Origin of the sequence: Bradyrhizobium sp. AZCC 2262 (assembly GCF_036924535.1) — a bacterium.
Classification (GTDB): Bacteria; Pseudomonadota; Alphaproteobacteria; order Rhizobiales; family Xanthobacteraceae; genus Bradyrhizobium.
Window position 1 is genome coordinate 1,627,756 of the sequence record NZ_JAZHRT010000001.1, and the last position, 22,169, is coordinate 1,649,924.

A 22,169-nucleotide genomic window follows, 5' to 3' on the forward strand; every position below is an offset into this window, starting at 1 on the left:
GGCGCGGGAGAAAACGATGGGTCAAAAGATCAATCCAATCGGACTGCGTCTCGGCATCAACCGGACGTGGGATTCCCGTTGGTTCGCCGGCAAGAACGAGTACGGCAAGCTGTTGCATGAAGACGTCAAGATCCGCGAGATCCTGCACAAGGAACTCAAGCAGGCGGCGGTTGCCCGCATCGTGATCGAGCGTCCGCACAAGAAGTGCCGCGTGACGATCCATTCGGCGCGTCCGGGCGTGGTGATCGGCAAGAAGGGCGCCGACATCGACAAGCTGCGCAAGCGGGTTGCCGACATCACGGCTTCCGACGTCGTCATCAACATCGTCGAAATCCGCAAGCCGGAGCTCGACGCCACCCTGGTCGCCGAATCGATTGCGCAACAGCTCGAGCGTCGCGTCGCTTTCCGCCGCGCCATGAAGCGGGCGGTGCAGTCGGCGATGCGTCTTGGCGCCGAAGGCATTCGTATCAACTGCTCGGGCCGTCTCGGCGGCGCCGAAATCGCGCGCATGGAATGGTATCGCGAAGGTCGCGTGCCGTTGCACACGCTTCGCGCCGACATCGATTACGGTGTGGCGACAGCATTTACGACGTTCGGTACCTGCGGCGTCAAGGTCTGGATCTTCAAGGGTGAGATCCTCGAGCACGATCCGATGGCCCAGGACAAGAAGATGGCCGAAGGCGACACCGCACGTCCGCGCCGCGACGCTGCGTGAGACATCAGAAGAAGGTTTGAGGGCTTAAAGCCATGATGCAACCAAAGAAAACGAAGTTCCGGAAGGCGCATAAGGGCCGTATCCACGGCGTTGCGACTTCGGGTGCGACGTTGTCGTTCGGTCAATTCGGCCTGAAGGCGATGGCGCCCGAGCGCATCACCGCCCGCCAGATCGAAGCCGCGCGCCGCGCGCTGACCCGTCACATGAAGCGCGCCGGCCGCGTCTGGATCCGCGTGTTTCCGGACCTGCCGGTGTCGAAGAAGCCCGCCGAAGTCCGCATGGGCTCCGGCAAGGGTACGCCGGAATTGTGGGTGGCGCGGGTCAAGCCCGGCCGCGTGATTTTCGAGATCGACGGCGTCACGGTGCAGACCGCGAAGGAAGCGCTCTCGCTCGCCGCCGCCAAGCTGCCGATCAAGACGCGCTTCGTCGCGCGCATTGCGGAGTAACGTCATGGCCCCGATGAAAGTTGAAGACATCCGCGCGATGAGCGACGACCAGAGGGACGACGCCGTCCTCAATCTGAAGAAGGAACGTTTCAACCTGCGTTTCCAGCGTGCCACCGGGCAGCTCGAGAACACCTCGCGGCTGCGCGAAGCCCGCCGCGACATCGCCCGCATCAAGACCATCGCCGCGCAAACGCGCGCGAAGAAGAAGTAAGAGGCCGTATTATGCCGAAACGTACCCTTCAGGGCGTGGTCGTGAGCGACAAGCAAGCCAAGACGGTGGTGGTGCGCGTCGATCGCCGCTTCACCCATCCGATCTACAAGAAGACGATCCGCCGCTCCAAGAACTACCACGCGCACGACGAGAACAGCGAGTTCAAGCCGGGCGACATGGTGTGGATCGAGGAGAGCAAGCCGATCTCCAAGTTGAAGCGCTGGACCGTGGTCCGGGGCGAACAGAAGAAAACCGCCTGAGATTCACTCGGCCCGGCCGGATGAGTAATCAGGAAAAATTTTAGGCGCTAATTCGAGCGCATCAGAAAGAGGACGAGGTGCATCAATGATTCAGATGCAGACCAACCTCGACGTGGCCGACAATTCAGGCGCACGCCGTGTCATGTGCATCAAGGTGCTTGGGGGCTCCAAGCGCCGCTATGCCACCGTGGGCGACGTTATCGTCGTGTCGATCAAGGAAGCGATTCCGCGCGGCAAGGTGAAGAAGGGCGATGTGATGAAGGCCGTCGTGGTGCGGGTCCGCAAGGACATCCGCCGCGCCGACGGCTCGGTCATCCGCTTCGACCGCAACGCCGCCGTGTTGATCAACAACCAGTCGGAGCCGGTCGGCACCCGTATCTTCGGGCCCGTGCCGCGCGAGCTGCGCGCCAAGAACCACATGAAGATCATTTCGCTTGCGCCGGAGGTGCTGTGATGGCTGCCAAGATCCGGAAAGGTGACAAGGTCATCGTGCTGAACGGCCGCGACAAGGGCCGCACCGGCGAAGTATTCGAGGTCCGCCCCGCCGAGAACAAGGCGCTGGTGCGCGGCGTCAACCTGGTGAAGCGTCACCAGAAGCAGACCCAGAACCAGGAAGGCGGCATTATCTCCAAGGAGTCGCCGATCCACCTGTCCAACATCGCCTATGTCGGCAAGGACGGAAAGCCGACCCGCGTGGGCTTCAAGATTCAGGCTGATGGCAAGAAGGTACGCATTGCCAAGAGCTCGGGAGCAGAGATCGATGGCTGATACCGCTTACATACCGCGTCTGCGCGCGGAGTATGACAAGAGCATTCGCGGCAAGCTGACCGAACAGTTCGGCTATGCCAACGTCATGCAGGTGCCGCGGCTGGACAAGGTCGTGCTCAACATGGGCGTCGGCGATGCCGTCAACGACCGGAAAAAGGCCGAGACCGCGGCTGGCGAACTGACGCAGATCGCCGGCCAGAAGGCGATCGTGACCTATTCGCGGATCGCGATCGCGACCTTCAAGCTGCGTGAGAACCAGCCGATCGGCTGCAAGGTCACGCTGCGCAAGGTCAAGATGTACGAGTTCATCGATCGCCTGGTGAACGTGGCCCTGCCGCGCGTGCGCGACTTCCGCGGGCTCAACCCGAAGAGCTTCGACGGCCGCGGCAATTATTCGCTCGGCCTCAAGGAGCATATCATTTTCCCCGAAATCGATTTCGACAAGGTTTCGGAAGCCCGCGGCATGGACATCACGGTCTGCACCACGGCGAAGACCGACGATGAGGCGCGTGCCTTGTTGACCGCATTCAATTTCCCGTTCCGGCAGTGAGACGCAGTTAAAGCCTCTCAAACGCGGAAACCCAGGAGCCAAGCATGGCAAAGAAGAGTTCGATCGAGAAGAACAACCGGCGCAAGCGGATGACGAAGAACGCCGCCCCGCAGCGCGCGAAGCTGAAGGCGATCATCGCCGACAAGACCAGGCCGATGGAAGAGCGGTTCGCGGCGACGCTGAAGCTCGCCCAGATGCCGCGCAATTCGTCGGCGACGCGGATCCGCAACCGCTGCGAACTGTCCGGCCGCCCGCGCTCGAACTACCGCAAGAACAAGCTTTCCCGCATCGCGCTGCGTGAACTCGGCTCCAAGGGCCTGGTTCCCGGGCTCGTGAAGTCGAGCTGGTAAGGAGGGTCGTCAAGATGTCAACGCACGATCCGATTTCCGATCTCATCACCCGCATCCGCAACGCGCAGATGCGTTCGAAGTCCAAGGTCTCGACCCCGGGCTCGAAGATGCGTGCCAGCGTGCTCGAAGTGCTGAAATCCGAGGGCTACATCCGCGGCTATGCCAGCGTCGAACATGCCTCGGGCCGCAGCGAGCTCGAGATCGAGCTGAAATATTTCGACGGCGAGCCCGTCATTCGCGAGATCGAGCGGGTCTCCAAGCCGGGCCGTCGGGTTTACGCCTCGGTGAAGAATCTGCCGCGGGTGAATAACGGTCTCGGCATTTCGGTGTTGTCGACGCCGAAGGGAATCATGGCTGACCACGCCGCGCGTGACGCGAATGTGGGCGGCGAAATTCTCTTCACGGTGTTCTAGTGCGCATTCCGCAAAAGTGGGAACCGGTTTTGCGACAAGAATGCGCACACGCTTTTAGTTTGACGCGTTTTCTTCGGCGAACCGCTACACACTTCGCCGGAAAACGCTAAGGAGAAGGATTTAGAGCCATGTCACGTGTTGGCAAACGGCCTGTGGCGATCCCGTCCGGTGTGACGGCGAGCGTCGAGGGGCAGACCGTCAAGATGAAGGGGCCGAAGGGCCAGCTTCAGTTCGTCGTGCATGACGATGTCAAGGTGAAGTTCGAGAGCGGTGCGGTCAAAGTCGCGCCGAGGCTCAAGACCAACCGTGCGCAGGCCATGTATGGCACCGCGCGCGCGCAGGTCGCGAACCTGGTCGAGGGCGTCACCAAGGGTTTCGAGAAGAAGCTCGAGATCACCGGCGTCGGTTATCGTGCTGCGCTGCAGGGCAAGAACCTGCAGCTCGCGCTCGGCTACAGCCACGACGTCGTCTACGCGATCCCGGAAGGCATCACCATCGTGGTGCCGAAGCCGACCGAGATCACGATCACGGGCACCGATTCCCAGCGCGTCGGCCAGGTCGCCGCGGAAATCCGCGCCTACCGTCCGCCGGAGCCCTACAAGGGCAAGGGCGTGAAGTACGCCAACGAATTCATCTTCCGCAAGGAAGGCAAGAAGAAGTAACGGAGCCGGTCATGTCACTCAAGGTCACGAATGCCCGGCGCAAGCAGCGCGTGCGCAACTCGCTGCGCCGGTCCGCCAATGGACGCCCGCGTCTGTCGGTGTTCCGTTCGTCGAAGCACATCTACGCCCAGGTCATCGACGACCTGAAGGGCGAAACGCTGGCTTCCGCCTCGTCGCTGGAAAAGACCATGCGCGATGGCGGCAATACGGGCGCCAACATCGATGCGGCCAAGGCCGTCGGCAAGCTGCTGGCGGAACGCGCCGTGAAGAACGGCGTCACGGAAGTCGTGTTCGACCGCGGCCAGTATCTCTATCATGGGCGCGTCAAGGCGCTCGCCGATGCGGCCCGCGAGAGCGGACTGAGCTTCTAACGAACCGTTTTGGATAATTACGAGGACAGGGGCTTTACTCCCCTAAAGATTGGAAAACACCATGGCAGGTGAACGCGAACGCGGCGGACGCGAACGGAGCAGGGATCGCGAGGAGCGCGACAGCGAGTTCGTCGACAAGCTCGTCCACATCAATCGCGTGGCGAAAGTCGTCAAGGGCGGCAAGCGCTTCGGCTTTGCGGCGCTGGTCGTGATCGGCGACCAGAAGGGCCGGGTCGGTTTCGGCCACGGCAAGGCGCGCGAAGTGCCCGAAGCGATCCGCAAGGCGACCGAGTCGGCCAAGCGCAATCTGACGCGCGTCGCATTGCGCGAAGGCCGCACGCTGCACCACGACATCGCCGGCCGCCACGGCGCCGGCCGCGTCTACTTGCGCGCGGCTCCGGCCGGTACCGGCATCATCGCCGGCGGCCCGATGCGCGCGGTGTTCGAAACGCTCGGCATCCAGGACGTGGTGGCGAAGTCGATCGGCTCGTCGAATCCCTACAACATGGTTCGCGCCACCTTCGACGCGCTGAAGCATCAGGATTCGCCGCGTTCGGTGGCGGCACGCCGCAACATCAAGGTGTCCACGCTGCAGTCGCGCCGCGTCGGCGGCGATGCCGAAGTGGTGGCTGAATAACCGGCGCGATTTTTTAGCGCTCTTTGGAGTTAAGACGATGGCCAAGGCCGCAAAGACGATCAAGGTCGAGCAGACCGGCAGCGCGATCCGCCGCCACCACTCGCAGCGTTCGACGCTGATCGGCCTCAAGCTCAACAAGATCGGCCGGGTTGCCGAGCTTCAGGATACGCCTGAGGTTCGCGGCATGATCAGCAAGGTTCAACATCTCGTCCGCGTCGTCGGCGAGAAGTAAATTAAGGAGACAGGGCGATGAAGCTCAGCGATATCGCCGACAACGCCGGCTCGCGCAAGAAGCGCATGCGCGTCGGCCGTGGCATCGGTTCCGGCAAGGGCAAGACTTCGGGCCGCGGCGGCAAGGGCCAGACCGCGCGTTCGGGCGTGCGCATCAAGGGCTTCGAGGGCGGCCAGATGCCGCTGCATCGGCGCCTGCCGAAGCGCGGCTTCAACAACATCTTCCGGCTCGACTTCGCCGAGATCAATCTCGACCGGCTGCAGGAGGCGATCGACGCCAAGCTGGTCGACGCCAAGGAAACCGTCACCGTCGAATCGCTGGTGAAGGCGGGCGTGATCCGTCGCGCCAAGGACGGCCTGCGGCTGCTCGGGCGCGGCGAACTCAAGGCCAAGCTCGCGATCGAGGTGCACGGCGCTTCCAAATCCGCGGTCGCGGCGGTCGAGAAGGCCGGCGGCACCGTGAAGATCCTGGCCCCGGCCAAGAAGGACGAAGGCGAGGCGGCGTAACATCTGCGTCATCGCCCGCCCATGGGCGGGCGATCGGCACGATCGACCAATGGACTTTATCGAAGCCGAGCACCAAATAATGTCCGGCGTCTGCCGATAGCCCCCGACCGGGGGCATCGGCTTGGGGGGCGGCGGGAGAAAGCCTGATCATGGTCTCAGCAGCAGAACAACTTGCGGCAAACCTCAATTTCGGCGCCTTGGCGAAAGCCGACGAACTGAAGAAGCGCATCTGGTTCACGCTGGGTGCGCTGCTTGTTTATCGGCTCGGCACCTATATCCCGCTGCCCGGCATCGATCCCGCGATCTGGGAGCAGGTGTTCAAGTCGCAGGCCGGCGGCATCCTCGGCATGTTCAACATGTTCGCCGGCGGCGGCATCCACCGCATGGCGATCTTCGCGCTGAACATCATGCCGTACATCTCGGCATCGATCATCATCCAGCTCTTGACCACGGTGTCTCCGCAGCTCGAGGCGCTGAAGAAGGAAGGTGAGGCGGGCCGCAAGACGCTGAACCAGTACACCCGCTATCTGACGGTGATCCTCGCCGCGTTCCAGTCCTACGGCATTGCCGTGGGCCTCCAGGGCGCCGGCAACGTCGTCAGCGACCCCGGCATCTTCTTCCTGCTCTCGACCACGATCACGCTGACCGGTGGCACCATGTTCCTGATGTGGCTCGGCGAGCAGATCACCTCGCGCGGCATCGGCAACGGCATTTCGCTGATCATTCTGGCGGGCATCGTCGCCGAGCTGCCTTCAGCGCTCGCCAATATGCTGGAACTGGGACGCCAGGGCGCGCTCTCGACCGGCCTGATCCTGGTTGTGATCGTGATGGCGGTCGCCGTGATCGCCTTCATCGTGTTCATGGAGCGCGCGCAGCGCAGGCTTCTGATCCAGTATCCGAAGCGTCAGGTCGGCAACAAGATGTTCGAGGGCCAGTCCTCGCATCTGCCGCTCAAGCTCAACACCTCGGGCGTGATTCCGCCGATCTTCGCCTCGTCGCTGCTGCTGCTGCCGGCCACGGTCGCGAACTTCAACGCCGGCAAGGGTCCTGAATGGTTCCAGTGGCTGAACACGCAGCTCAGCCATGGCCGTCCGCTGTTCCTGTTCCTCTATCTGGCGCTGATCGTGTTCTTCGCCTTCTTCTACACCGCGATCGTGTTCAACCCGACCGAAACCGCCGACAATCTGAAGAAGCATGGCGGCTTCATCCCCGGCATCCGCCCGGGCGAGCGCACCGCCGAATATATCGATTACGTGCTGTCGCGCATTACCGTGCTCGGCGCGCTCTATCTGGCGATCGTCTGTCTGATTCCGGAAATCCTGATTTCCTACGCGTCGGTGCCGTTCTACTTCGGCGGCACCTCGCTTCTGATCGTCGTCAGCGTGACCATGGATACGGTCGCGCAGGTGCAGGGTTATCTCCTAGCCCATCAGTATGAGGGGCTGATCAGGAAGTCCAAATTGAGGGGCCGCCGCCGCTAACGGGCGGCAGGCTGCGGTCTGAATTTCAATAAAGGGTGTGCGGCGTTTCGCTCACCAAGCCGGGGGGCGAATAGTCATGAGATTGATCCTTTTGGGTCCGCCGGGCGCGGGCAAGGGCACCCAGGCGCAGCGGCTGGTCCAGAAGCACCGCATCGTCCAGCTCTCGACCGGCGAGATGCTGCGTGCGGCGGTCGCCGCCCAAACGCCGGTCGGCCTGCAGGCCAAGGACATCATGGCCAGCGGCTCGCTGGTGCCGGATGAGATCGTGATCGGGATCATCTCCGACCGCCTCGACCAGCCCGACATGAAGAACGGATTCATTCTCGACGGATTTCCGCGCACGGTGCCGCAGGCGGCAGCGCTCGACGAACTCCTGAAGAAGAAACACATCAAGCTCGATGCCGTGGTCGAATTGCGCGTCAACGAGAGTGCGCTGCTGGACCGCGTGGAGACGCGTGTCGCCGAGATGCGGGCACGCGGCGAGGAAGTGCGAATCGACGATACCCCGGAAGTGCTGTCCAAGCGGCTGGCGAACTACCGCACGCTGACCGAGCCCCTGATTCACTATTATTCGGAGCGGCGAAAGCTCCTGACGGTCGATGGGATGATGACCATCGAGCACGTCACCCGGGAAATCAACCGCATCCTGTCGGCGATCGGGGCCGTGGAACCCAAGGGAGCCAAGGCTGCGGCTCCGGCCAAAAAGGCCGCTGCGGCCGCCAGGAAGACCGCCAAGCCAGCGGGCAAAAAGGCTGCCAAAACGGCCAAGAAGGCCCCCAAAGCCGCTCCAAAGGGCAAGAAAGCAGCCTCCAGGGTGGCCAGGAAGGCTGCCGCGGCCGCCAAGGGGCGGGGAACTGCCATGGCCAAAAAGGTGGCAAAAAAGACACCCGCCAAGGCCTCGAAAAAGGTCACGAAAAAGCGAGCTAAGCGATAGAGGCGGTTGACGAAACCGAGTTGAATCCTTTAATAAGCCCCGCATCCAAGTCGGATAGTTTTATGACGATGCCGGGCCCCGAAGCAGATGAGGGGAAGGGCGTCGTGTTCGCGTTTGCGGACACCTGCCCGAGATAGCAAGAACTTAAAGCCGGTCCATGACGGATCGGCGACAGGAGAAAAGTCCGTGGCCCGTATTGCCGGCGTGAATATCCCGACCAACAAGCGCGTTCTGATCGCGCTCCAGTACATTCATGGCATCGGCCAGAAGAACGCGGCCGAGATCATCGAGAAGGTCAAGATCCCGGAGGATCGTCGCGTCAGCCAGCTGAGCGACCAGGAAGTCCTGCAGATCCGCGAAGTGATCGACCGCGACTACCTTGTCGAGGGCGATCTTCGCCGCGAGACCGGTATCAACATCAAGCGTCTGATGGACCTCGGCTGCTATCGCGGCCTGCGTCATCGTCGCGGCCTGCCGGTGCGCGGCCAGCGCACCCACACCAACGCGCGCACGCGCAAGGGCCCGGCCAAGTCGATCGCCGGCAAGAAGAAGTAATTTTGCGAATAGCGAATAGGGAGTGGCGAATAGGATTATTCGCCGCTCGCCGTTCGCTTCTTAGGTGTAGCCGCTGGCAGTACGGCGGCGTTTGAGATCACAGGAAGGTTTTAGGTAATGGGCAAGGAAGCCACCCGCGTACGCCGTCGCGAACGCAAGAACATCGCCTCGGGTATCGCGCACGTCAATTCGTCGTTCAACAACACGACCATCACCATCACCGACGCGCAGGGCAACACCATTGCCTGGTCCTCGGCCGGCACGATGGGCTTCAAGGGCTCGCGCAAGTCGACCCCCTACGCCGCGCAGGTCGCGGCCGAAGACGTTTCCAAGAAGGCGCAGGAACACGGCATGCGCACGCTGGAAGTGGAAGTTGCAGGCCCCGGTTCGGGCCGTGAATCGGCGCTTCGTGCGCTGCAGGCGGCGGGCTTCACCGTGACGTCGATCCGTGACGTGACGACGATCCCGCATAATGGCTGCCGTCCGCGCAAGCGCCGGCGGGTCTGACGTTTGGTCGCGGGCGCTCGTTTCCGGGCCCCGCGATTGCTTTTGGAATTTTGACTGCCGCGGACCGATCCGCGGATCTCCAACGCCAGTGATCTGAAGGCGGATCGACTGGCCGGTCTATTGACCCGAAGGGGTGACAAAGTGACGATCCAGAAAAATTGGCAAGAACTTATTCGACCGAACAAGCTGCAGGTAACGCCGGGCACTGATGCGACCCGGTTTGCCACCGTGGTCGCCGAACCGCTCGAGCGCGGCTTCGGCCAGACGCTCGGCAACGCACTGCGCCGCATCCTGCTGTCGTCGCTGCAGGGCGCCGCCGTGCAGTCGGTGCACATCGACGGCGTGCTGCACGAGTTCTCCTCGATCGCGGGCGTTCGCGAGGACGTCACCGACATCGTGCTCAACATCAAGGACATCGCGATCAAGATGCAGGGCGAAGGCCCCAAGCGCATGGTCGTGAAGAAGTCCGGCCCGGGCGCCGTCACCGCCGGCGACATCCAGACCGTAGGCGACATCGTCGTGCTCAATCCCGACCTGCAGATCTGCACGCTGGACGAGGGCGCGGAAATCCGCATGGAGTTCACGGTCGCTTCCGGCAAGGGCTACGTCGCCGCCGAGCGCAATCGGCCTGAGGACGCGCCGATCGGCCTGATCCCGGTCGACAGCCTGTTCTCGCCCGTGCGCAAGGTCTCCTACAAGGTCGAGAACACCCGCGAGGGCCAGATCCTCGACTACGACAAGCTGACCATGACGATCGAGACCAACGGCGCGATCTCGCCGGAAGACGCGGTGGCCTATGCCGCCCGCATCCTGCAGGATCAGCTCAACGTGTTCGTGAACTTCGAAGAGCCGCGCAAGGAAGTGGCGCAGGAGATCATTCCCGATCTCGCCTTCAACCCGGCGTTCCTCAAGAAGGTCGACGAGCTCGAACTGTCGGTGCGTTCGGCAAACTGCCTGAAGAACGACAACATCGTCTATATCGGCGACCTCGTGCAGAAGTCGGAAGCGGAAATGCTCCGCACTCCGAACTTCGGCCGCAAGTCGCTGAACGAGATCAAGGAAGTGCTGGCCCAGATGGGCCTGCATCTCGGCATGGAAGTGCCGGGCTGGCCGCCGGAGAACATCGACGAGCTCGCCAAGCGCTTCGAGGATCACTACTGAGCATTCGTCATTCCGGGGCGATGCGCGAGCATCGAACCGCAGATGCGCAATTGCGCATCGGGGAATCTCGAGATTCCGGATCGCCGCTTCGCGACGTCCGGAATGACTGGGGCGAACGCAGGCAGCCCACCTGAGCAACAAGTCCGACGAACCGTCGCGACGAAGGCAATCAAGGAATAGTTCAATGCGTCACGGCAAGGTTCATCGTAAGCTCAACCGCACCGCCGAGCATCGCCGCGCGATGTTCGCCAACATGTGCGCGGCGCTGATCAAGCACGAGCAGATCGTCACCACGCTTCCGAAGGCGAAGGAATTGCGCCCGATCGTCGAGAAGCTGGTCACGCTCGGCAAGAAGGGCGGGCTCGCCCTGCGCCGCCAGGCGATCTCCGAGATGCGCGACAAGGATCAGGTCAAGAAGCTGTTCGACGTTCTGGCGACCCGCTACAAGGACCGCCAGGGCGGCTACACCCGCATCATCAAGGCCGGCTTCCGCTACGGCGACAACGCGCCGATGGCCGTGATCGAGTTCGTCGACCGCGACGTCGATGCCAAGGGCCTGGATTCCGGCCCGGTGCAGGAAAAGTCCGCCGAGGCGGCGTAGGTTTTCCAAAATCGTGACTTTCAAAAGCGGCGCTCAGGCGCCGCTTTTTATTTGCGCATCTGCCGCGCGCGGGCTGCATTGGCGGTCGTACCCGCCGCTCCCGATATCGCTGTCATCAACGATGGAGATGACGGATGAAAATCGATCTTTCGGGCAAGACGGCGCTGGTGACGGGCTCCACCTCCGGTATCGGCCACGCAATTGCCAAGGGTCTCCTTGCTGCAGGCGCGGACGTGGTGATCAATGGCCGGGCGCAAGCCAAGGTCGATGCCGTGGCCGCCGCGCTCGGCAAGACTGCCGGTAAGGCCGGCGGCAAGGTGCGGGCTGTTGCCGCTGACGTCTCGACGGCGGCGGGATGCAAGGCGCTGGTCGCGGCGCTGCCTGATGTCGACATTCTCATCAATAACGCCGGCATCTTCGAGCCAAAACCCTTCTTCGATATTCCGGATGAGGACTGGAGCCGCTTTTTCGATGTCAATGTGATGTCCGGCATCCGCTTGTCGCGCGCCTACATGCCGGACATGCTGAAGCGCAATTGGGGCCGTATCGTTTTCATCGCCTCGGAGTCGGCGCTGATGATTCCCAAGGAGATGATCCATTACGGCATGACCAAGACGGCGCAACTTGCCGTTTCGCGCGGCCTTGCCGAATTGACCCGGGGTACCGCTGTTACCGTCAATTCCGTGATGCCGGGGCCGACCATGTCCGAAGGCGTCGAAACTTTCGTTGCCGATCTCGCCAGGCAAAACGGCCAGTCCGAGCAGGATGCGGCCGCGCAGTTCATCAAGCAGCATCGCCCCGGATCGCTGATCCAGCGCTTTGCCAGCGTCGAGGAGATCGCCAATATGGTGATCTACGTCAGTTCGAAAGAGGCTTCCGCCACCAACGGCGCCGCGTTGCGGGCAGAAGGCGGACTGATCCAGACCATCGCGTGAGGTGAGAAATGTCGGCCTATGTCATTTCCGAAGTCGAGGTGCGCGACGTCGCAGGTTTCGAAGCCTATCGCACCATCGCCGCGAAGGCGATCGCGCAATATGGCGGCCGCTATCTGGTGCGGGGTGGCGCTGCCAGCGTGGTCGAAGGCGGCCCGCCCCCGAAGACGATCATCGTCGTCGAATTTCCGACGATGGAACGTTTGCGCGAATGGTACGCCTCGCCGGAATACGCCGAGGCGCTGAAAGTGCGGCAGACGGCGATCGATCGTCGGCTGATCTTCGTTGAGGGCGTCGCGCCCGTTTGAGCTTGCATCGGAGTGCCGCACTGAAAGCTCCGCGTCGGGCGATATATTTGCGCATGCAACGCGTTTGCGGCGCCGAATTCTTCCCGGAACAACAGCGCGAAAAATCTGTTCTTCCCGTAGCCGCGCTGATGCGGCTTGAGGAGGAACCCGATGACGAAGCTGTTCATTCTTGTGGCGGCGGTGTTGCTGGTTGCAACGATAGCCAACGGGCAAACCACCGTCACGACGACGACCGGAGCCGCAGGCGCGACGGTCCGGATCGAGCCGGAGTATCGCACCCGCATCAAGACTTACGTCACCGAGCACAAGATCCGCCCGGTGGAAACGCAGGAAAGAATCATCGTTGGCGCCAAGGTGCCGACCGACGTTGAACTCGAGGCGGTGCCTTCGGATTGGGGCCCGTCAGTGACGAAGTATCGCTATTTCTACTCGAACAACCGTGTGATGCTGGTCGATCCTGCCACCCGCACCGTGGTGCATGAAGTCGACTGAGGGTGCGCTCGCATCGCCATGCAAAAAGGGCCGCCAGTAGAGGCGGCCCTTTTTCATTTTGCCAAGTCACCAGCTTGCCAAGTCACCAGCGCCGATAGTAGCCGCCGTAATACCGCCGCGGATAGTAAGCGTACGCCGGGCGATACACGCGGCGGACATACGGCCCGCCGTAGTAGGACCCGTATCCGCCGCCATAGTAAGCCGGGGCGTAACCACCGCCGTAATAGCCGCCGTAGTAAGCCGGGGCGTATCCACCGCCATAATATCCCGGCCCATAGCCGTCATAGTATCCGTAGCCGGGACCGTAGGCGTAGGCGCTGGAGGCGATTCCTCCAATCACCGCCCCCGCGATAAGCCCGCCAGCTACCCCTGGGAAGAATCCGCCACGCCAGGCCTGCGCGGGCGCCGGTGCTGCGATGGTGGCGAGGCCAAGCGTTGCCGCTGCGGCCAATACCAAAGGTGCTTTCCTCATGGACCACTCCTTTCCGTAAAACAGACGCCAAACATTTTACATTGGAGCGGAGTTCGCTCCTTTCGTAAAACAGAGACTCGATAAACACTTTCGAGTGAAGTTCGTTGCTCACGTGCCGGCTTGCAAACGGTTTTGGCGGCAAATTTAACTTTCATGAACGGGGGTTCCAGGCGACGGGGAATCGAGCCTTCGTTGCGAACCACCATTTTTCCAGCATATGGAACTCCTTGCGGCATAATAACTCGCGCCGCTCACGGAGAGCGCCACGAGCATCTGCCTCAGGTCTGGCGATGGCAGCATTCGGCGCGCGCAGTGAGACTGCGATGTGCGCCGAGCAGGGCGTTATTGGCTGCTACCAGCCCTCCAGCACGATCTTGCCGCGCGACTTGCCGCTTTCCAGCAGCGCATGGGCACGCTTCAAATTGGCCGCGTTGATGGTGCCGAAAGTCTGGTCGAGGGTGGTGCGTAGCACGCCCTTGTCGATCAGGTCTGCCACATCGTTGAGCAGATGATGCTGCGCGATCATGTCAGCCGTCTGGAACGATGAGCGCGTGAACATCGACTCCCAATGGATCGAGACCGCCTTGCCCTTGAACGCGCTGACGGTGAATTCCGGGGGATCGTCGATCAGGCCGAACTTGCCTTGCGGGGCGATGAAATCCGCGATCGACTTGTAATGCTGGTCGGTGAAGGTGAGGCTCGCGACGAGCGCGACCGGCGGCAACTTCAGTTTTTCGATCTGCTCCTTCATCGGTTTGGAGTGATCGATCACGGCGTGCGCGCCGCGATCGAGGCACCATTTCTGCGACTCCGGCCGCGTCGCGGTGGCGATAACCGTGAGGCCGGTGAGGCGGCGCGCGAGCTGGATCAGGATCGAGCCGACGCCACCGGCGGCGCCGGTGATCAAAAGCGTGCGCGGATCGACGCTCTTGCCCGGCACGGCGCCGAGCCGGTCGAACAGCAATTCCCACGCGGTGATCGAGGTCAGCGGCAGCGCCGCGGCCTGCGCGAACGATAGCGATTTTGGCTTGCGGCCGACGATCCGCTCGTCGACCAGATGAAATTCGGCGTTGGTGCCCTGGCGCAGGATCGAGCCGGCGTAAAACACTTCGTCGCCCGGCTTGAACAGCGTGACTTCAGGGCCGACGGCGTCGACGATACCGGCGGCGTCATAACCCAGGATCTTGGTCTCGCCCTCGGGCGGGGCGGCGCGCTTGCGGACCTTGTAGTCGACCGGGTTGGCCGAGATGGCCTTGACGGCGACTCTGATGTCGCGGCCCTTCGGCTCCGGCTTGGCGGTTTCGAAATCGAATAGCGATTGTGCGTCCTCGATGGGGAGCGATTTTTTGTACCCGACGGCTTTCATGCCCGATGTCTCCTGCCTGCTTGAACGGTTGGTTGCCTAACTGTCGCGCTGGCATCAAATTGGCAAGTACTGTAAATTTAGGGAACTAGTCCCTGTTTGGATACTATTGGAAAATAGCCCAGGAAACGGCAATGAAACGGCGGAATTTTGCCCATCGGCCCGGCTGCGCGGTCGAAGCGACACTCGACCTGATCGACGGCAAGTGGAAGGGCGTGATCCTGTTTCACCTGCAGGCCGGCACCCAGCGCTTCGGGGAGTTGCGGCGGCGGATGCCCGGGATTACCCAGCGCATGCTGACCAAGCAGCTGCGGGCGCTCGAGGACGACAAGCTCGTGATCCGCAAGGTCTATGCCGAGGTGCCGCCGCGGGTCGAATACACGCTGTCGGACATTGGCGAGAGCCTGCGGCCGGTGATCGAGACGTTGCGGGCGTGGGGCGAGGGCCATCGGGAAAGGCTATCCTGTGGGCCGGCGCCGGACGCCGTCAAAGCGCCCGATCGCGCGGCCTAGAGCCTCGTTCCGATGGAATCGGAACGAGACTCTAGGTTTTTGAATTGACGCGTTTTTTTGGCGCGAACCGGTCTCCACTTCGCTGAAAAACGCTTTGACTGCCGGTATTGTGTACCGCTTTATCTTCTCTCGTTGCCGCCTCGCATCTATATGTGAGGCGCCAAATTCCAGGATTTCCGCATGAATTTGATCCGCTTTTTCGCCCTGCTGCTGGTCTCCGCAGTCGTTGCAACGCCCGCGCTGGCGCAGGACCGGCGCGTGCCGTCCTCGGGCGCCGAACTCCGGCTGTCCTACGCGCCGATCGTGCAGCGCGTGCAGCCGGCGGTGGTGAACGTCTATGCCGCCAAAACCGTGCAGAACCGCAACCCGCTGCTGGACGACCCGCTCTTCCGCCGCTTCTTCGGCGTCCCCGGCCAGCAGCCGGAGCAGATGCAGCGCTCGCTCGGATCGGGCGTGATGGTCGATGCTTCCGGCCTCGTGGTCACCAACAATCACGTCATCGAGGGCGCCGACCAGGTCAAGATCTCGCTCTCCGACAAGCGCGAATTCGAAGCCGAGATCGTGCTCAAGGACAGCCGCACCGATCTGGCCGTGTTGCGCGTGAAGGACGGAAAAGAGAAATTTGTCACGCTGGATTTTGCCAATTCCGATGAACTGCAGGTCGGCGACGTCGTGCTCGCGATCGGCAACCCCTTTGGCGTCGGCCAGACCGTGACCCACGGCATCGTCTCGGCGCTGGCGCGGACGCAAGTCGGCATCACCGACTACCAGTTCTTCATCCAGACCGATGCGGCGATCAATCCCGGCAATTCCGGCGGCGCGCTGGTCGACATGACCGGCAAGCTCGCCGGCATCAACACCGCGATCTTCTCGCGCTCCGGCGGCTCGCAGGGCATCGGCTTTGCGATCCCGGCCAACATGGTGCGCGTCGTCGTGGCGTCCGCCAAGGGCGGCGGCAAGGCCGTCAAGCGGCCGTGGCTGGGCGCGAAGCTGCAGGCGGTGACGCCCGAAATCGCCGAGACGCTGGGACTGAAACTGCCGAACGGCGCATTGATCGCCAATGTCGCGCCGAACAGCCCGGCGGCGCGCGCCGGTCTGAAACCGTCCGACCTGATCGTCGCGATCGAAGGGCAGTCGATCGACGACCCCAATGCGTTCGATTACCGCTTCGCTACGCGACCGCTCGGCGGCTCAGCCCAGATCGACGTGCAGCGTTCCGGCAAGACCGTGAAATTGACGGTGCCGCTGGAGACGGCCCCCGATACCAACCGCGACGAAATCATGCTGACCGCGCGTTCGCCGTTCCAGGGCGCGAAGGTCGCCAACATTTCGCCGGCGGTCGCCGATGAACTGCATCTGGATTCCCAGACCGAAGGCGTCGTGGTGATCGACCTCGAGGATGGCGGCACCGCCGCCAGCGTCGGATTCCAGAAGGGCGACATCATCCTCGCGGTCAACAACCAGAAGATCGCCAAGACCAGCGATCTCGACAAGGCTTCGAAAGCGTCCGCCAGGCTCTGGCGCATCGTCGTGGTGCGCGGCGGCCAGCAGATCAACGTGACGCTGGGCGGATGAGCCCCAAGCAACCCCGCGAAGCGACCAATCTCTTCGCCGCGGCGGGGATGGAGCAGGACGCGCCGCGTCCGCTGCCCGACCGGTTGCGCCCGCGCACGCTCGCCGACGTGGTCGGCCAGGATCACATCCTCGGTCCCGACGGCGCGCTGACGCGGATGCTGGCGACGCGCACGCTGGGCTCGCTGGTGTTCTGGGGACCGCCCGGCACCGGCAAGACCACCGTGGCGCGGCTGCTGGCCGACGCCACCGAGCTGCATTTCGAGCAGATTTCCGCGGTGTTTTCGGGTGTTGCCGACCTGAAAAAAGTGTTCGACGCCGCCCGTGCCCGCCGCGAGATGGGCAAGGGCACGCTGTTGTTCGTCGACGAGGTGCATCGTTTTAACCGCGCGCAGCAGGATTCATTCCTGCCTGTGATGGAAGACGGCACGGTGGTGCTGGTCGGCGCCACCACGGAAAATCCGTCGTTCGAACTCAACGCCGCGCTTCTGTCGCGGGCACGTGTCCTGGTGTTTCACTCGCTCGATCCCGCCGCGATCGAAAAACTCTATGCCCATGCCGAGAAGGTGGAGGGGCGGAAACTGCCGCTCGATGCAGAGGCGCGCGCCGTGCTGGTGCGCATGGCCGATGGCGACGGCCGGGCCGCGCTGACTTTGGCCGAAGAGGTCTGGCGCGCCGCGCGCAAGGACGAAATCTTCAGCGCCGCGCAGCTGCAGGAAATTTTGCAGCGCCGCGCGCCTATCTACGACAAATCCGCCGACGGCCATTACAATTTGATCTCGGCGCTGCATAAATCGGTGCGCGGCTCCGATCCCGATGCGGCGCTGTATTACCTCGCGCGCATGCTGGACGCCGGCGAGGACCCGCTGTTTCTGGCGCGGCGCGTGGTGCGGATGGCGGTCGAGGACATCGGGCTTGCCGATCCGCAGGCGCTGGTGATCGGCAACGCCGCCAAGGAGGCGTTTGATTTTCTTGGATCTCCCGAGGGCGAACTCGCGATCGCGCAGGCCGTGATTTATCTCGCCACCGCGCCGAAATCGAACGCCGCCTACAAGGCCTTCGGGGCTGCGATGCGCACGGCGAAGGAGGGCGGTTCGCTGCTGCCGCCAAAACATATTCTCAATTCGCCGACCAAGCTGATGAAGTCGGAAGGCTATGGTTCGGGTTACGAATACGACCACGACGCGCCGGACGCCTTCTCCGGGCAGGACTACTTTCCGGAAGCTTTGGGCCGGCAGACCTTCTACGATCCGCCGGACCGCGGCTTCGAGCGTGAAATCCGCAAGCGGCTGGATTATTGGGCGAAGTTGCGAAGGGAACGTGAGCGCGAATGAGCAGTTTCAGAAACTACCTTGCACAGACCATTCGCGCCGCAGCCCTTGTGGCGACGCTGGCGCCCACGCTTGCGGCTGCCGCCGAGACCGTCGAGGTGGTGCCGGGCGTGCAAGTGACGAAGCGGACGTATTCGGCGCCCACCAACGAGCAGCCGTTTTTCGGATTTGCGGTGAAGAGTCCAGAGGACAAGGCCGCTGATGAAAAATTTGTAGACGCCATCGTTGCAGCCACCGGCTCGCGTGAAAAGGCTTTCGAGGAAACATCCAAGCGCGCGTGGCTAGCGATACAAGCCGGCAGGGTACGGGAAGCCGCGATCCGGTTTAATCAGGCGTTTCTCATTTCACCCGAACAGAGCGCCGTCTATCACGGCTTTGCGGTGATTGCTCAAGCCCGCTTCAATGATTTCGACGCCGCCGATGAATTGTTCAGGGTCGCGCTCAAGCAACCTAATCCGGTGAAGGCGCTCAAGGCCGACTATGGCCGCCTGCTCCTGATCGCCAAACGGCCGCGTGATGCGCAAGCCGTGCTGGACCAGGCGGTCAAGGAGTCCCCGGACTTCAGCGATGCCTGGACCAATCTCGCCTGGGCCAGGTTCCAGAACGGAGACGCGGTGGCGGCCTGCGCCGCGGCGGAGGAGGCCGCCAAGAAGCGTCCGTCGAACAATTCCGTCAGCGATCTGACCGCGGTGAGAAGCGTCGCGCAGTGCAAATAGCTCAAACCGCCTTGACCAGTCGGAGGCCGCGCGGTTGTCATGCGGCAGCCGACACGGTGCATTGGTAACGCCGCTGAACCTCACCAATTCGCTGCAATCTTTCGCGTCAAGCCGACCTTACTTCGTAGACCCGAATGCTCGAAATGAAGGGATTGCCCTGAGCCATCTTCTCGGCGTCGTCGAGACTTGCCGCGTTGACGATCATGAAGCCGGTGATCGAGTCAGGCCCGAGCGGAAGGTCCTTGGTTCCGCCCTTCGAGATTTCGCGACCGTTGCCGAAACCGCCCATGTCAACGGTATGCGGCTTGGTTGCCTCGAACCATTTGCCCCAGGCAGCCATGATTTCCGGGGTGGGCTTCTCAAATCCGTAATGCAGCAGCATAAACTTCTTCATGTGCGACTCCTTTTCACCGATCGGGGTATTTGCTTTCTCTTTGGAGACTTCGCCTTCGGCGCGATTGCCTCGGCATACCGCAGCGAAAGATTGATCCAGGATGCACGCCTGCGCGGGTCGGCCAGCAGTTCATCGGGCAATCTCACATATTCACGCATCGGCCGGCCCGGCATGGGCTCGAAGCGCCGCTCGCCGAATTCGGCGCTGAACCGGGCGCGATCCTTCTCCGATAGCCGTATGATGAAATCGTTCTGATGCAGCCCGACAAAGAGGTTTCCGTTGGCGAAGGCCGCCGGGTAGCCGAACATCTTGCGGCGGGAAACGCTTGTGCCTGACGGAACCGACTTCTCGAACAGATCGATCAGCGACTGCGGTGATTTCGTCCAGGCCACCGGTCCCTCCCGTCAGTTTGCAGCGGGCGCGATGCGCCGGCGATCCGCGAGGTCGAACAGAAGGGGAAGCTTGCGGACGAGCGCCATGGCGCCGCTTACGCTGGCGCGCTTCGCCTCAATCGCATCCTGAAGCGATACGCTCATTCCGACAATCTGCAGCACCGCGTCGAACGGGGCTTCCAGCGTCCCCTTGCAATCGGTGAGGCCTCTCTGGATTGCCGTACCTGATCCGCTGCCCGCGACGGTAAAGCCGGCCGATTTCTTGCCATGGGTAACCACGAGGCCGACCCTGATTTCCGGCACGGGTGAGCGCTTCGCGATAGCGTCAAGGCCGAGCAGCACCCAATCCGGCTCGAAAGTATCGCCCGGCACTGGGGGGAACAGGAAGCGGCCGCCCCACGCGGATCAGCTCCCGGATCGCGGGCTGAATCTCCCGGCCGATCTCCGTCAACTCGTACACCCGCGCATTGACCGGAGGCGGCAAGGCGGTCCGCCGCACGACGTTGCATTCGATCAGGGCGGTGAGGCGCGTTGTCAGCAAGGTTGGGCTCATGCCGTCAAGATGATCCAGGAGATCGCCAAATCGCTTCGGCCCGAGAAGAAGCTCCCTGATAATCAGGAGAGTCCATCGCTCGCCGATGATTTCCGCCGCGCGGGCAAGTGCGCAGAATTGCGGATAGTGAAGGTTGCTCATGCCTCTAGGTTGGTTTCCTCCGCATCATCTTCGGTAGGCGAGCGCAATCAACGGGCCCACGATGGCGAATTGCAGGATCGTGAACGCGGTTTCGAGCAGCACATAATCCGGCACGGAAACCATTACATTCTTGGCTCCGACCGCGAGCGTGGTGAATGACCACGACAGCAGGCCAGCGCCAAGACCATACAACAGCCCGTCCTTCACGAAGGAGCCGCTGCCTTGCGTGAATACGCGCGGGAACAACCACGAGAAGATCGCGCCCTGGATGATCATTGAAGCCAGTCCGAAGGCAATCACCGGTTCGTCGCGATAGATCTGGAGCGCGTGGTACTTTTGCTCGAACAGGACGAGATGCCAGACAAAGGCGATCGGAAAGGACGGAAGCAGATAGGCGGCAAAGCCAAGCCAAAAGCCGCGGACGCGGGTTGGGCGGGCAACGTCAGATGTCGCTGACATCGGAAAGCTCCAGCTTACTACATTTTTTATAGTATGCAGTACAAAATCTGGAGTCAACTGTCATCGGTGACCGGAGCGCCTCTGGCGCAACGGCGGTTCCGGGTGTGGGGCGCGCAATGCGCGGCCTCATTCGAAAGCTATTTCCCTGCCTTCACAAAATCCAGGATCTCGTCGGTAAGGGGCGTACCCACCGCGTTGATCGCATACACTTCCGACATATGGCTGTGCTGCGGCACCATCGTCGCCCGCCCGCACCCGTTCGGCGCTTTGCAGATCGCCTGCTTCAGCAGATTGAACTGTTCGACGAAACGCGGCGGGTCGAGTTCGGCGGCGGCGATCATCAGCGGGATCTTCGTCGTCAGCAATCCCGGAAGCGAGGAGCGCTCGGCATAGCGCGACGGGTCGGAGCCGAAATAGGCGATCTCGGGATCGCCGAGCGGCGAAGCGTTCAGGTCATAGATCCCGGACACCATCACCGCGCCGGCAAGGCCGCCATCCCTTACCTTGTAAAATTCCGGATGCGAGACGTAGTTGGCGACATGAACCGCGCCGGCCGAATGCCCCCATCAAATAGATGCGCGCCGGGTCGCCACCACGCTCGCCGATCTTGCCCGCGACCCACGCCACGACGGCGGCAAGGTCCTCAGCGCCCGCCGGGTAGGGCGATTGCGGCGCGAGCCGATAGGTGGCGTTGACGCCGACAAAGCCGTTGTGGACGGCCCACAGCATCACATTGTCGTAGAACGGGCTGGTCGGGGCTGTCCGCTTGTTGCCGCCGACGAAGGCGCCACCGTGAACGAAGATCAGCACCGGTCGGGCTGATGCCGCCGCCTCCGGCGTGAAGATATCGAGCAGGTGGCGATCGGCCGGGCCGTATTTGACATCGCGCTCGGTCTTTACGCCCTGATACGGTTCCTTCTCCTGCATCGGTGCGAACAGCGCCGCGGTCTTGGGCGGATCGACGACACGGCCGATTTCCAGGAGCGTCCACACGAGATCTTCGGACATCGGAGCTTGCTGCGCGGAAACTGTGCTGGCGATGACGACCGCAAGCGCAGCCAGCGCCAATCTCGAGAATGCCATCCCCGATACTCCTTCGTTTCTTCTGTCTTGGGCCAGCATGGCCGATTTGTACCGAATTCGCGGTGACGATCCGCTGCTTTTGCTCACTC

36 protein-coding genes are annotated in these 22,169 nt (G+C 62.4%); 27 read left to right on the forward strand and 9 right to left on the reverse strand.

The genetic code is table 11. The features are described 5' to 3' along the window. Positions 1-16: 16 nt before the first annotated feature. The 23 genes from rpsC to V1283_RS07705 all read left to right on the forward strand — a co-directional run bounded on the left by rpsC (position 17) and on the right by V1283_RS07705 (position 13,092). The gene (rpsC, locus tag V1283_RS07595) at positions 17-715 is read left to right on the forward strand and encodes a 30S ribosomal protein S3 (RefSeq protein WP_025588651.1); all 699 of its coding nucleotides are present in this window, start codon (positions 17-19) and stop codon (positions 713-715) included. Between the two features lie 32 nt (positions 716-747). Further along, on the forward strand, positions 748-1,161 hold the full coding sequence (rplP, locus tag V1283_RS07600) for a 50S ribosomal protein L16 (protein WP_025588649.1): 414 nt from the start codon (positions 748-750) through the stop codon (positions 1,159-1,161). 4 nt (positions 1,162-1,165) lie between these two features. Continuing rightward, complete coding sequence (rpmC, locus tag V1283_RS07605) at positions 1,166-1,372, forward strand: 50S ribosomal protein L29 (protein ID WP_025588647.1); 207 nt, start codon at positions 1,166-1,168, stop codon at positions 1,370-1,372. An 11-nt stretch (positions 1,373-1,383) separates the two neighbouring features. Continuing rightward, positions 1,384-1,632: a 30S ribosomal protein S17 gene (gene rpsQ, locus V1283_RS07610; protein ID WP_057843583.1), complete on the forward strand. Its 249-nt coding sequence runs from the start codon at positions 1,384-1,386 to the stop codon at positions 1,630-1,632. 85 nt (positions 1,633-1,717) lie between these two features. Next, positions 1,718-2,086: a 50S ribosomal protein L14 gene (gene rplN, locus V1283_RS07615; protein ID WP_011473865.1), complete on the forward strand. Its 369-nt coding sequence runs from the start codon at positions 1,718-1,720 to the stop codon at positions 2,084-2,086. Next, positions 2,086-2,400 carry a 50S ribosomal protein L24 gene (gene rplX, locus V1283_RS07620; protein ID WP_108518098.1) on the forward strand — a complete coding sequence of 105 codons (315 nt, stop codon included), beginning with the start codon at positions 2,086-2,088 and terminating at the stop codon, positions 2,398-2,400. Before rplN ends, rplX begins: the two co-directional genes overlap by 1 nt. Beyond that, positions 2,393-2,950 (forward strand): 50S ribosomal protein L5, encoded by a 558-nt coding sequence (rplE, locus tag V1283_RS07625; RefSeq protein ID WP_334385806.1) that lies wholly within the window; start codon positions 2,393-2,395, stop codon positions 2,948-2,950. Before rplX ends, rplE begins: the two co-directional genes overlap by 8 nt. A 44-nt stretch (positions 2,951-2,994) precedes the next feature. Continuing rightward, a complete protein-coding gene (rpsN, locus tag V1283_RS07630) occupies positions 2,995-3,300 on the forward strand; it encodes a 30S ribosomal protein S14 (protein ID WP_334385807.1) in 306 nt (101 codons plus the stop codon). A 14-nt stretch (positions 3,301-3,314) separates the two neighbouring features. Next, the gene (rpsH, locus tag V1283_RS07635) at positions 3,315-3,713 is read left to right on the forward strand and encodes a 30S ribosomal protein S8 (protein WP_057834252.1); all 399 of its coding nucleotides are present in this window, start codon (positions 3,315-3,317) and stop codon (positions 3,711-3,713) included. A gap of 128 nt (positions 3,714-3,841) precedes the next feature. Then, the gene (rplF, locus tag V1283_RS07640) at positions 3,842-4,375 is read left to right on the forward strand and encodes a 50S ribosomal protein L6 (protein ID WP_334385808.1); all 534 of its coding nucleotides are present in this window, start codon (positions 3,842-3,844) and stop codon (positions 4,373-4,375) included. 11 nt (positions 4,376-4,386) lie between these two features. Next, the gene (gene rplR, locus V1283_RS07645) at positions 4,387-4,746 is read left to right on the forward strand and encodes a 50S ribosomal protein L18 (protein ID WP_334385809.1); all 360 of its coding nucleotides are present in this window, start codon (positions 4,387-4,389) and stop codon (positions 4,744-4,746) included. A gap of 61 nt (positions 4,747-4,807) precedes the next feature. Continuing rightward, positions 4,808-5,383: a 30S ribosomal protein S5 gene (gene rpsE / locus V1283_RS07650; RefSeq protein WP_028349043.1), complete on the forward strand. Its 576-nt coding sequence runs from the start codon at positions 4,808-4,810 to the stop codon at positions 5,381-5,383. A gap of 37 nt (positions 5,384-5,420) precedes the next feature. Further along, the gene (gene rpmD, locus V1283_RS07655; RefSeq protein ID WP_025588632.1) at positions 5,421-5,615 is read left to right on the forward strand and encodes a 50S ribosomal protein L30; all 195 of its coding nucleotides are present in this window, start codon (positions 5,421-5,423) and stop codon (positions 5,613-5,615) included. Between the two features lie 17 nt (positions 5,616-5,632). Beyond that, positions 5,633-6,121: a 50S ribosomal protein L15 gene (gene rplO / locus V1283_RS07660; protein ID WP_108518109.1), complete on the forward strand. Its 489-nt coding sequence runs from the start codon at positions 5,633-5,635 to the stop codon at positions 6,119-6,121. A 149-nt stretch (positions 6,122-6,270) separates the two neighbouring features. Further along, positions 6,271-7,602, forward strand: coding sequence for a preprotein translocase subunit SecY (gene secY / locus V1283_RS07665; protein WP_334385812.1), 1,332 nt, complete (start codon positions 6,271-6,273; stop codon positions 7,600-7,602). Between the two features lie 76 nt (positions 7,603-7,678). Next, positions 7,679-8,536, forward strand: coding sequence for an adenylate kinase (locus tag V1283_RS07670; RefSeq protein WP_334385813.1), 858 nt, complete (start codon positions 7,679-7,681; stop codon positions 8,534-8,536). A gap of 186 nt (positions 8,537-8,722) precedes the next feature. Further along, on the forward strand, positions 8,723-9,091 hold the full coding sequence (gene rpsM / locus V1283_RS07675; RefSeq protein ID WP_161855307.1) for a 30S ribosomal protein S13: 369 nt from the start codon (positions 8,723-8,725) through the stop codon (positions 9,089-9,091). Between the two features lie 117 nt (positions 9,092-9,208). Beyond that, a complete protein-coding gene (gene rpsK, locus V1283_RS07680) occupies positions 9,209-9,598 on the forward strand; it encodes a 30S ribosomal protein S11 (RefSeq protein ID WP_006021048.1) in 390 nt (129 codons plus the stop codon). Positions 9,599-9,718: 120 nt separating this feature from the next. After that, positions 9,719-10,759 (forward strand): DNA-directed RNA polymerase subunit alpha, encoded by a 1,041-nt coding sequence (locus tag V1283_RS07685; protein ID WP_334385814.1) that lies wholly within the window; start codon positions 9,719-9,721, stop codon positions 10,757-10,759. Between the two features lie 184 nt (positions 10,760-10,943). Beyond that, a complete protein-coding gene (rplQ, locus tag V1283_RS07690) occupies positions 10,944-11,360 on the forward strand; it encodes a 50S ribosomal protein L17 (protein ID WP_334385815.1) in 417 nt (138 codons plus the stop codon). Positions 11,361-11,494: 134 nt separating this feature from the next. Beyond that, positions 11,495-12,295, forward strand: a complete 801-nt coding sequence (locus V1283_RS07695; protein ID WP_334385816.1) for an SDR family NAD(P)-dependent oxidoreductase — start codon at positions 11,495-11,497, stop codon at positions 12,293-12,295. An 8-nt stretch (positions 12,296-12,303) separates the two neighbouring features. Beyond that, complete coding sequence (locus tag V1283_RS07700) at positions 12,304-12,600, forward strand: DUF1330 domain-containing protein (RefSeq protein ID WP_334385818.1); 297 nt, start codon at positions 12,304-12,306, stop codon at positions 12,598-12,600. Positions 12,601-12,750: 150 nt separating this feature from the next. Continuing rightward, on the forward strand, positions 12,751-13,092 hold the full coding sequence (locus V1283_RS07705; protein WP_334385819.1) for a DUF1236 domain-containing protein: 342 nt from the start codon (positions 12,751-12,753) through the stop codon (positions 13,090-13,092). A gap of 82 nt (positions 13,093-13,174) precedes the next feature. On the opposite strand, the gene V1283_RS07710 is transcribed toward V1283_RS07705, so the two are convergent. Continuing rightward, a complete protein-coding gene (locus tag V1283_RS07710) occupies positions 13,175-13,564 on the reverse strand; it encodes a hypothetical protein (protein WP_334385820.1) in 390 nt (129 codons plus the stop codon). A 352-nt stretch (positions 13,565-13,916) separates the two neighbouring features. Further along, a complete protein-coding gene (locus tag V1283_RS07715; protein ID WP_334385821.1) occupies positions 13,917-14,930 on the reverse strand; it encodes a zinc-binding alcohol dehydrogenase family protein in 1,014 nt (337 codons plus the stop codon). A 131-nt stretch (positions 14,931-15,061) separates the two neighbouring features. Between V1283_RS07715 and V1283_RS07720 the strand changes: the two genes are divergently transcribed. The 4 genes from V1283_RS07720 to V1283_RS07735 all read left to right on the forward strand — a co-directional run bounded on the left by V1283_RS07720 (position 15,062) and on the right by V1283_RS07735 (position 19,058). Continuing rightward, on the forward strand, positions 15,062-15,439 hold the full coding sequence (locus V1283_RS07720) for a winged helix-turn-helix transcriptional regulator (RefSeq protein ID WP_334385823.1): 378 nt from the start codon (positions 15,062-15,064) through the stop codon (positions 15,437-15,439). Positions 15,440-15,619: 180 nt separating this feature from the next. Further along, on the forward strand, positions 15,620-17,014 hold the full coding sequence (locus V1283_RS07725; protein WP_334385824.1) for a DegQ family serine endoprotease: 1,395 nt from the start codon (positions 15,620-15,622) through the stop codon (positions 17,012-17,014). Then, positions 17,011-18,345 carry a replication-associated recombination protein A gene (locus V1283_RS07730; RefSeq protein ID WP_334385825.1) on the forward strand — a complete coding sequence of 445 codons (1,335 nt, stop codon included), beginning with the start codon at positions 17,011-17,013 and terminating at the stop codon, positions 18,343-18,345. Before V1283_RS07725 ends, V1283_RS07730 begins: the two co-directional genes overlap by 4 nt. Continuing rightward, positions 18,342-19,058, forward strand: coding sequence for a tetratricopeptide repeat protein (locus tag V1283_RS07735; protein WP_334385826.1), 717 nt, complete (start codon positions 18,342-18,344; stop codon positions 19,056-19,058). The genes V1283_RS07730 and V1283_RS07735 overlap by 4 nt, the downstream gene beginning before the upstream one ends. Before the next feature lie 106 nt (positions 19,059-19,164). Here the strand turns inward: V1283_RS07735 and V1283_RS07740 are convergent, their stop codons facing one another. From V1283_RS07740 to V1283_RS07770, 7 genes are all read right to left on the reverse strand, one after another. Then, entirely contained in the window at positions 19,165-19,452 is a 288-nt protein-coding gene (locus V1283_RS07740; protein WP_334385827.1) for a hypothetical protein, read from the reverse strand. Next, a complete protein-coding gene (locus V1283_RS07745) occupies positions 19,449-19,844 on the reverse strand; it encodes a TfoX/Sxy family protein (RefSeq protein ID WP_334385828.1) in 396 nt (131 codons plus the stop codon). The genes V1283_RS07740 and V1283_RS07745 overlap by 4 nt, the downstream gene beginning before the upstream one ends. A 12-nt stretch (positions 19,845-19,856) precedes the next feature. Next, positions 19,857-20,186 (reverse strand): hypothetical protein, encoded by a 330-nt coding sequence (locus V1283_RS07750; protein ID WP_334385829.1) that lies wholly within the window; start codon positions 20,184-20,186, stop codon positions 19,857-19,859. Further along, positions 20,170-20,538, reverse strand: a complete 369-nt coding sequence (locus V1283_RS07755) for a winged helix-turn-helix transcriptional regulator (protein WP_334385831.1) — start codon at positions 20,536-20,538, stop codon at positions 20,170-20,172. Before V1283_RS07755 ends, V1283_RS07750 begins: the two co-directional genes overlap by 17 nt. Before the next feature lie 24 nt (positions 20,539-20,562). After that, positions 20,563-20,997 carry a hypothetical protein gene (locus tag V1283_RS07760; RefSeq protein ID WP_334385832.1) on the reverse strand — a complete coding sequence of 145 codons (435 nt, stop codon included), beginning with the start codon at positions 20,995-20,997 and terminating at the stop codon, positions 20,563-20,565. A 137-nt stretch (positions 20,998-21,134) separates the two neighbouring features. Next, positions 21,135-21,467 (reverse strand): hypothetical protein, encoded by a 333-nt coding sequence (locus tag V1283_RS07765; RefSeq protein ID WP_334385833.1) that lies wholly within the window; start codon positions 21,465-21,467, stop codon positions 21,135-21,137. After that, positions 21,451-22,080, reverse strand: a complete 630-nt coding sequence (locus V1283_RS07770; RefSeq protein WP_334385834.1) for an alpha/beta hydrolase — start codon at positions 22,078-22,080, stop codon at positions 21,451-21,453. Before V1283_RS07770 ends, V1283_RS07765 begins: the two co-directional genes overlap by 17 nt. Positions 22,081-22,169 lie beyond the last annotated feature (89 nt).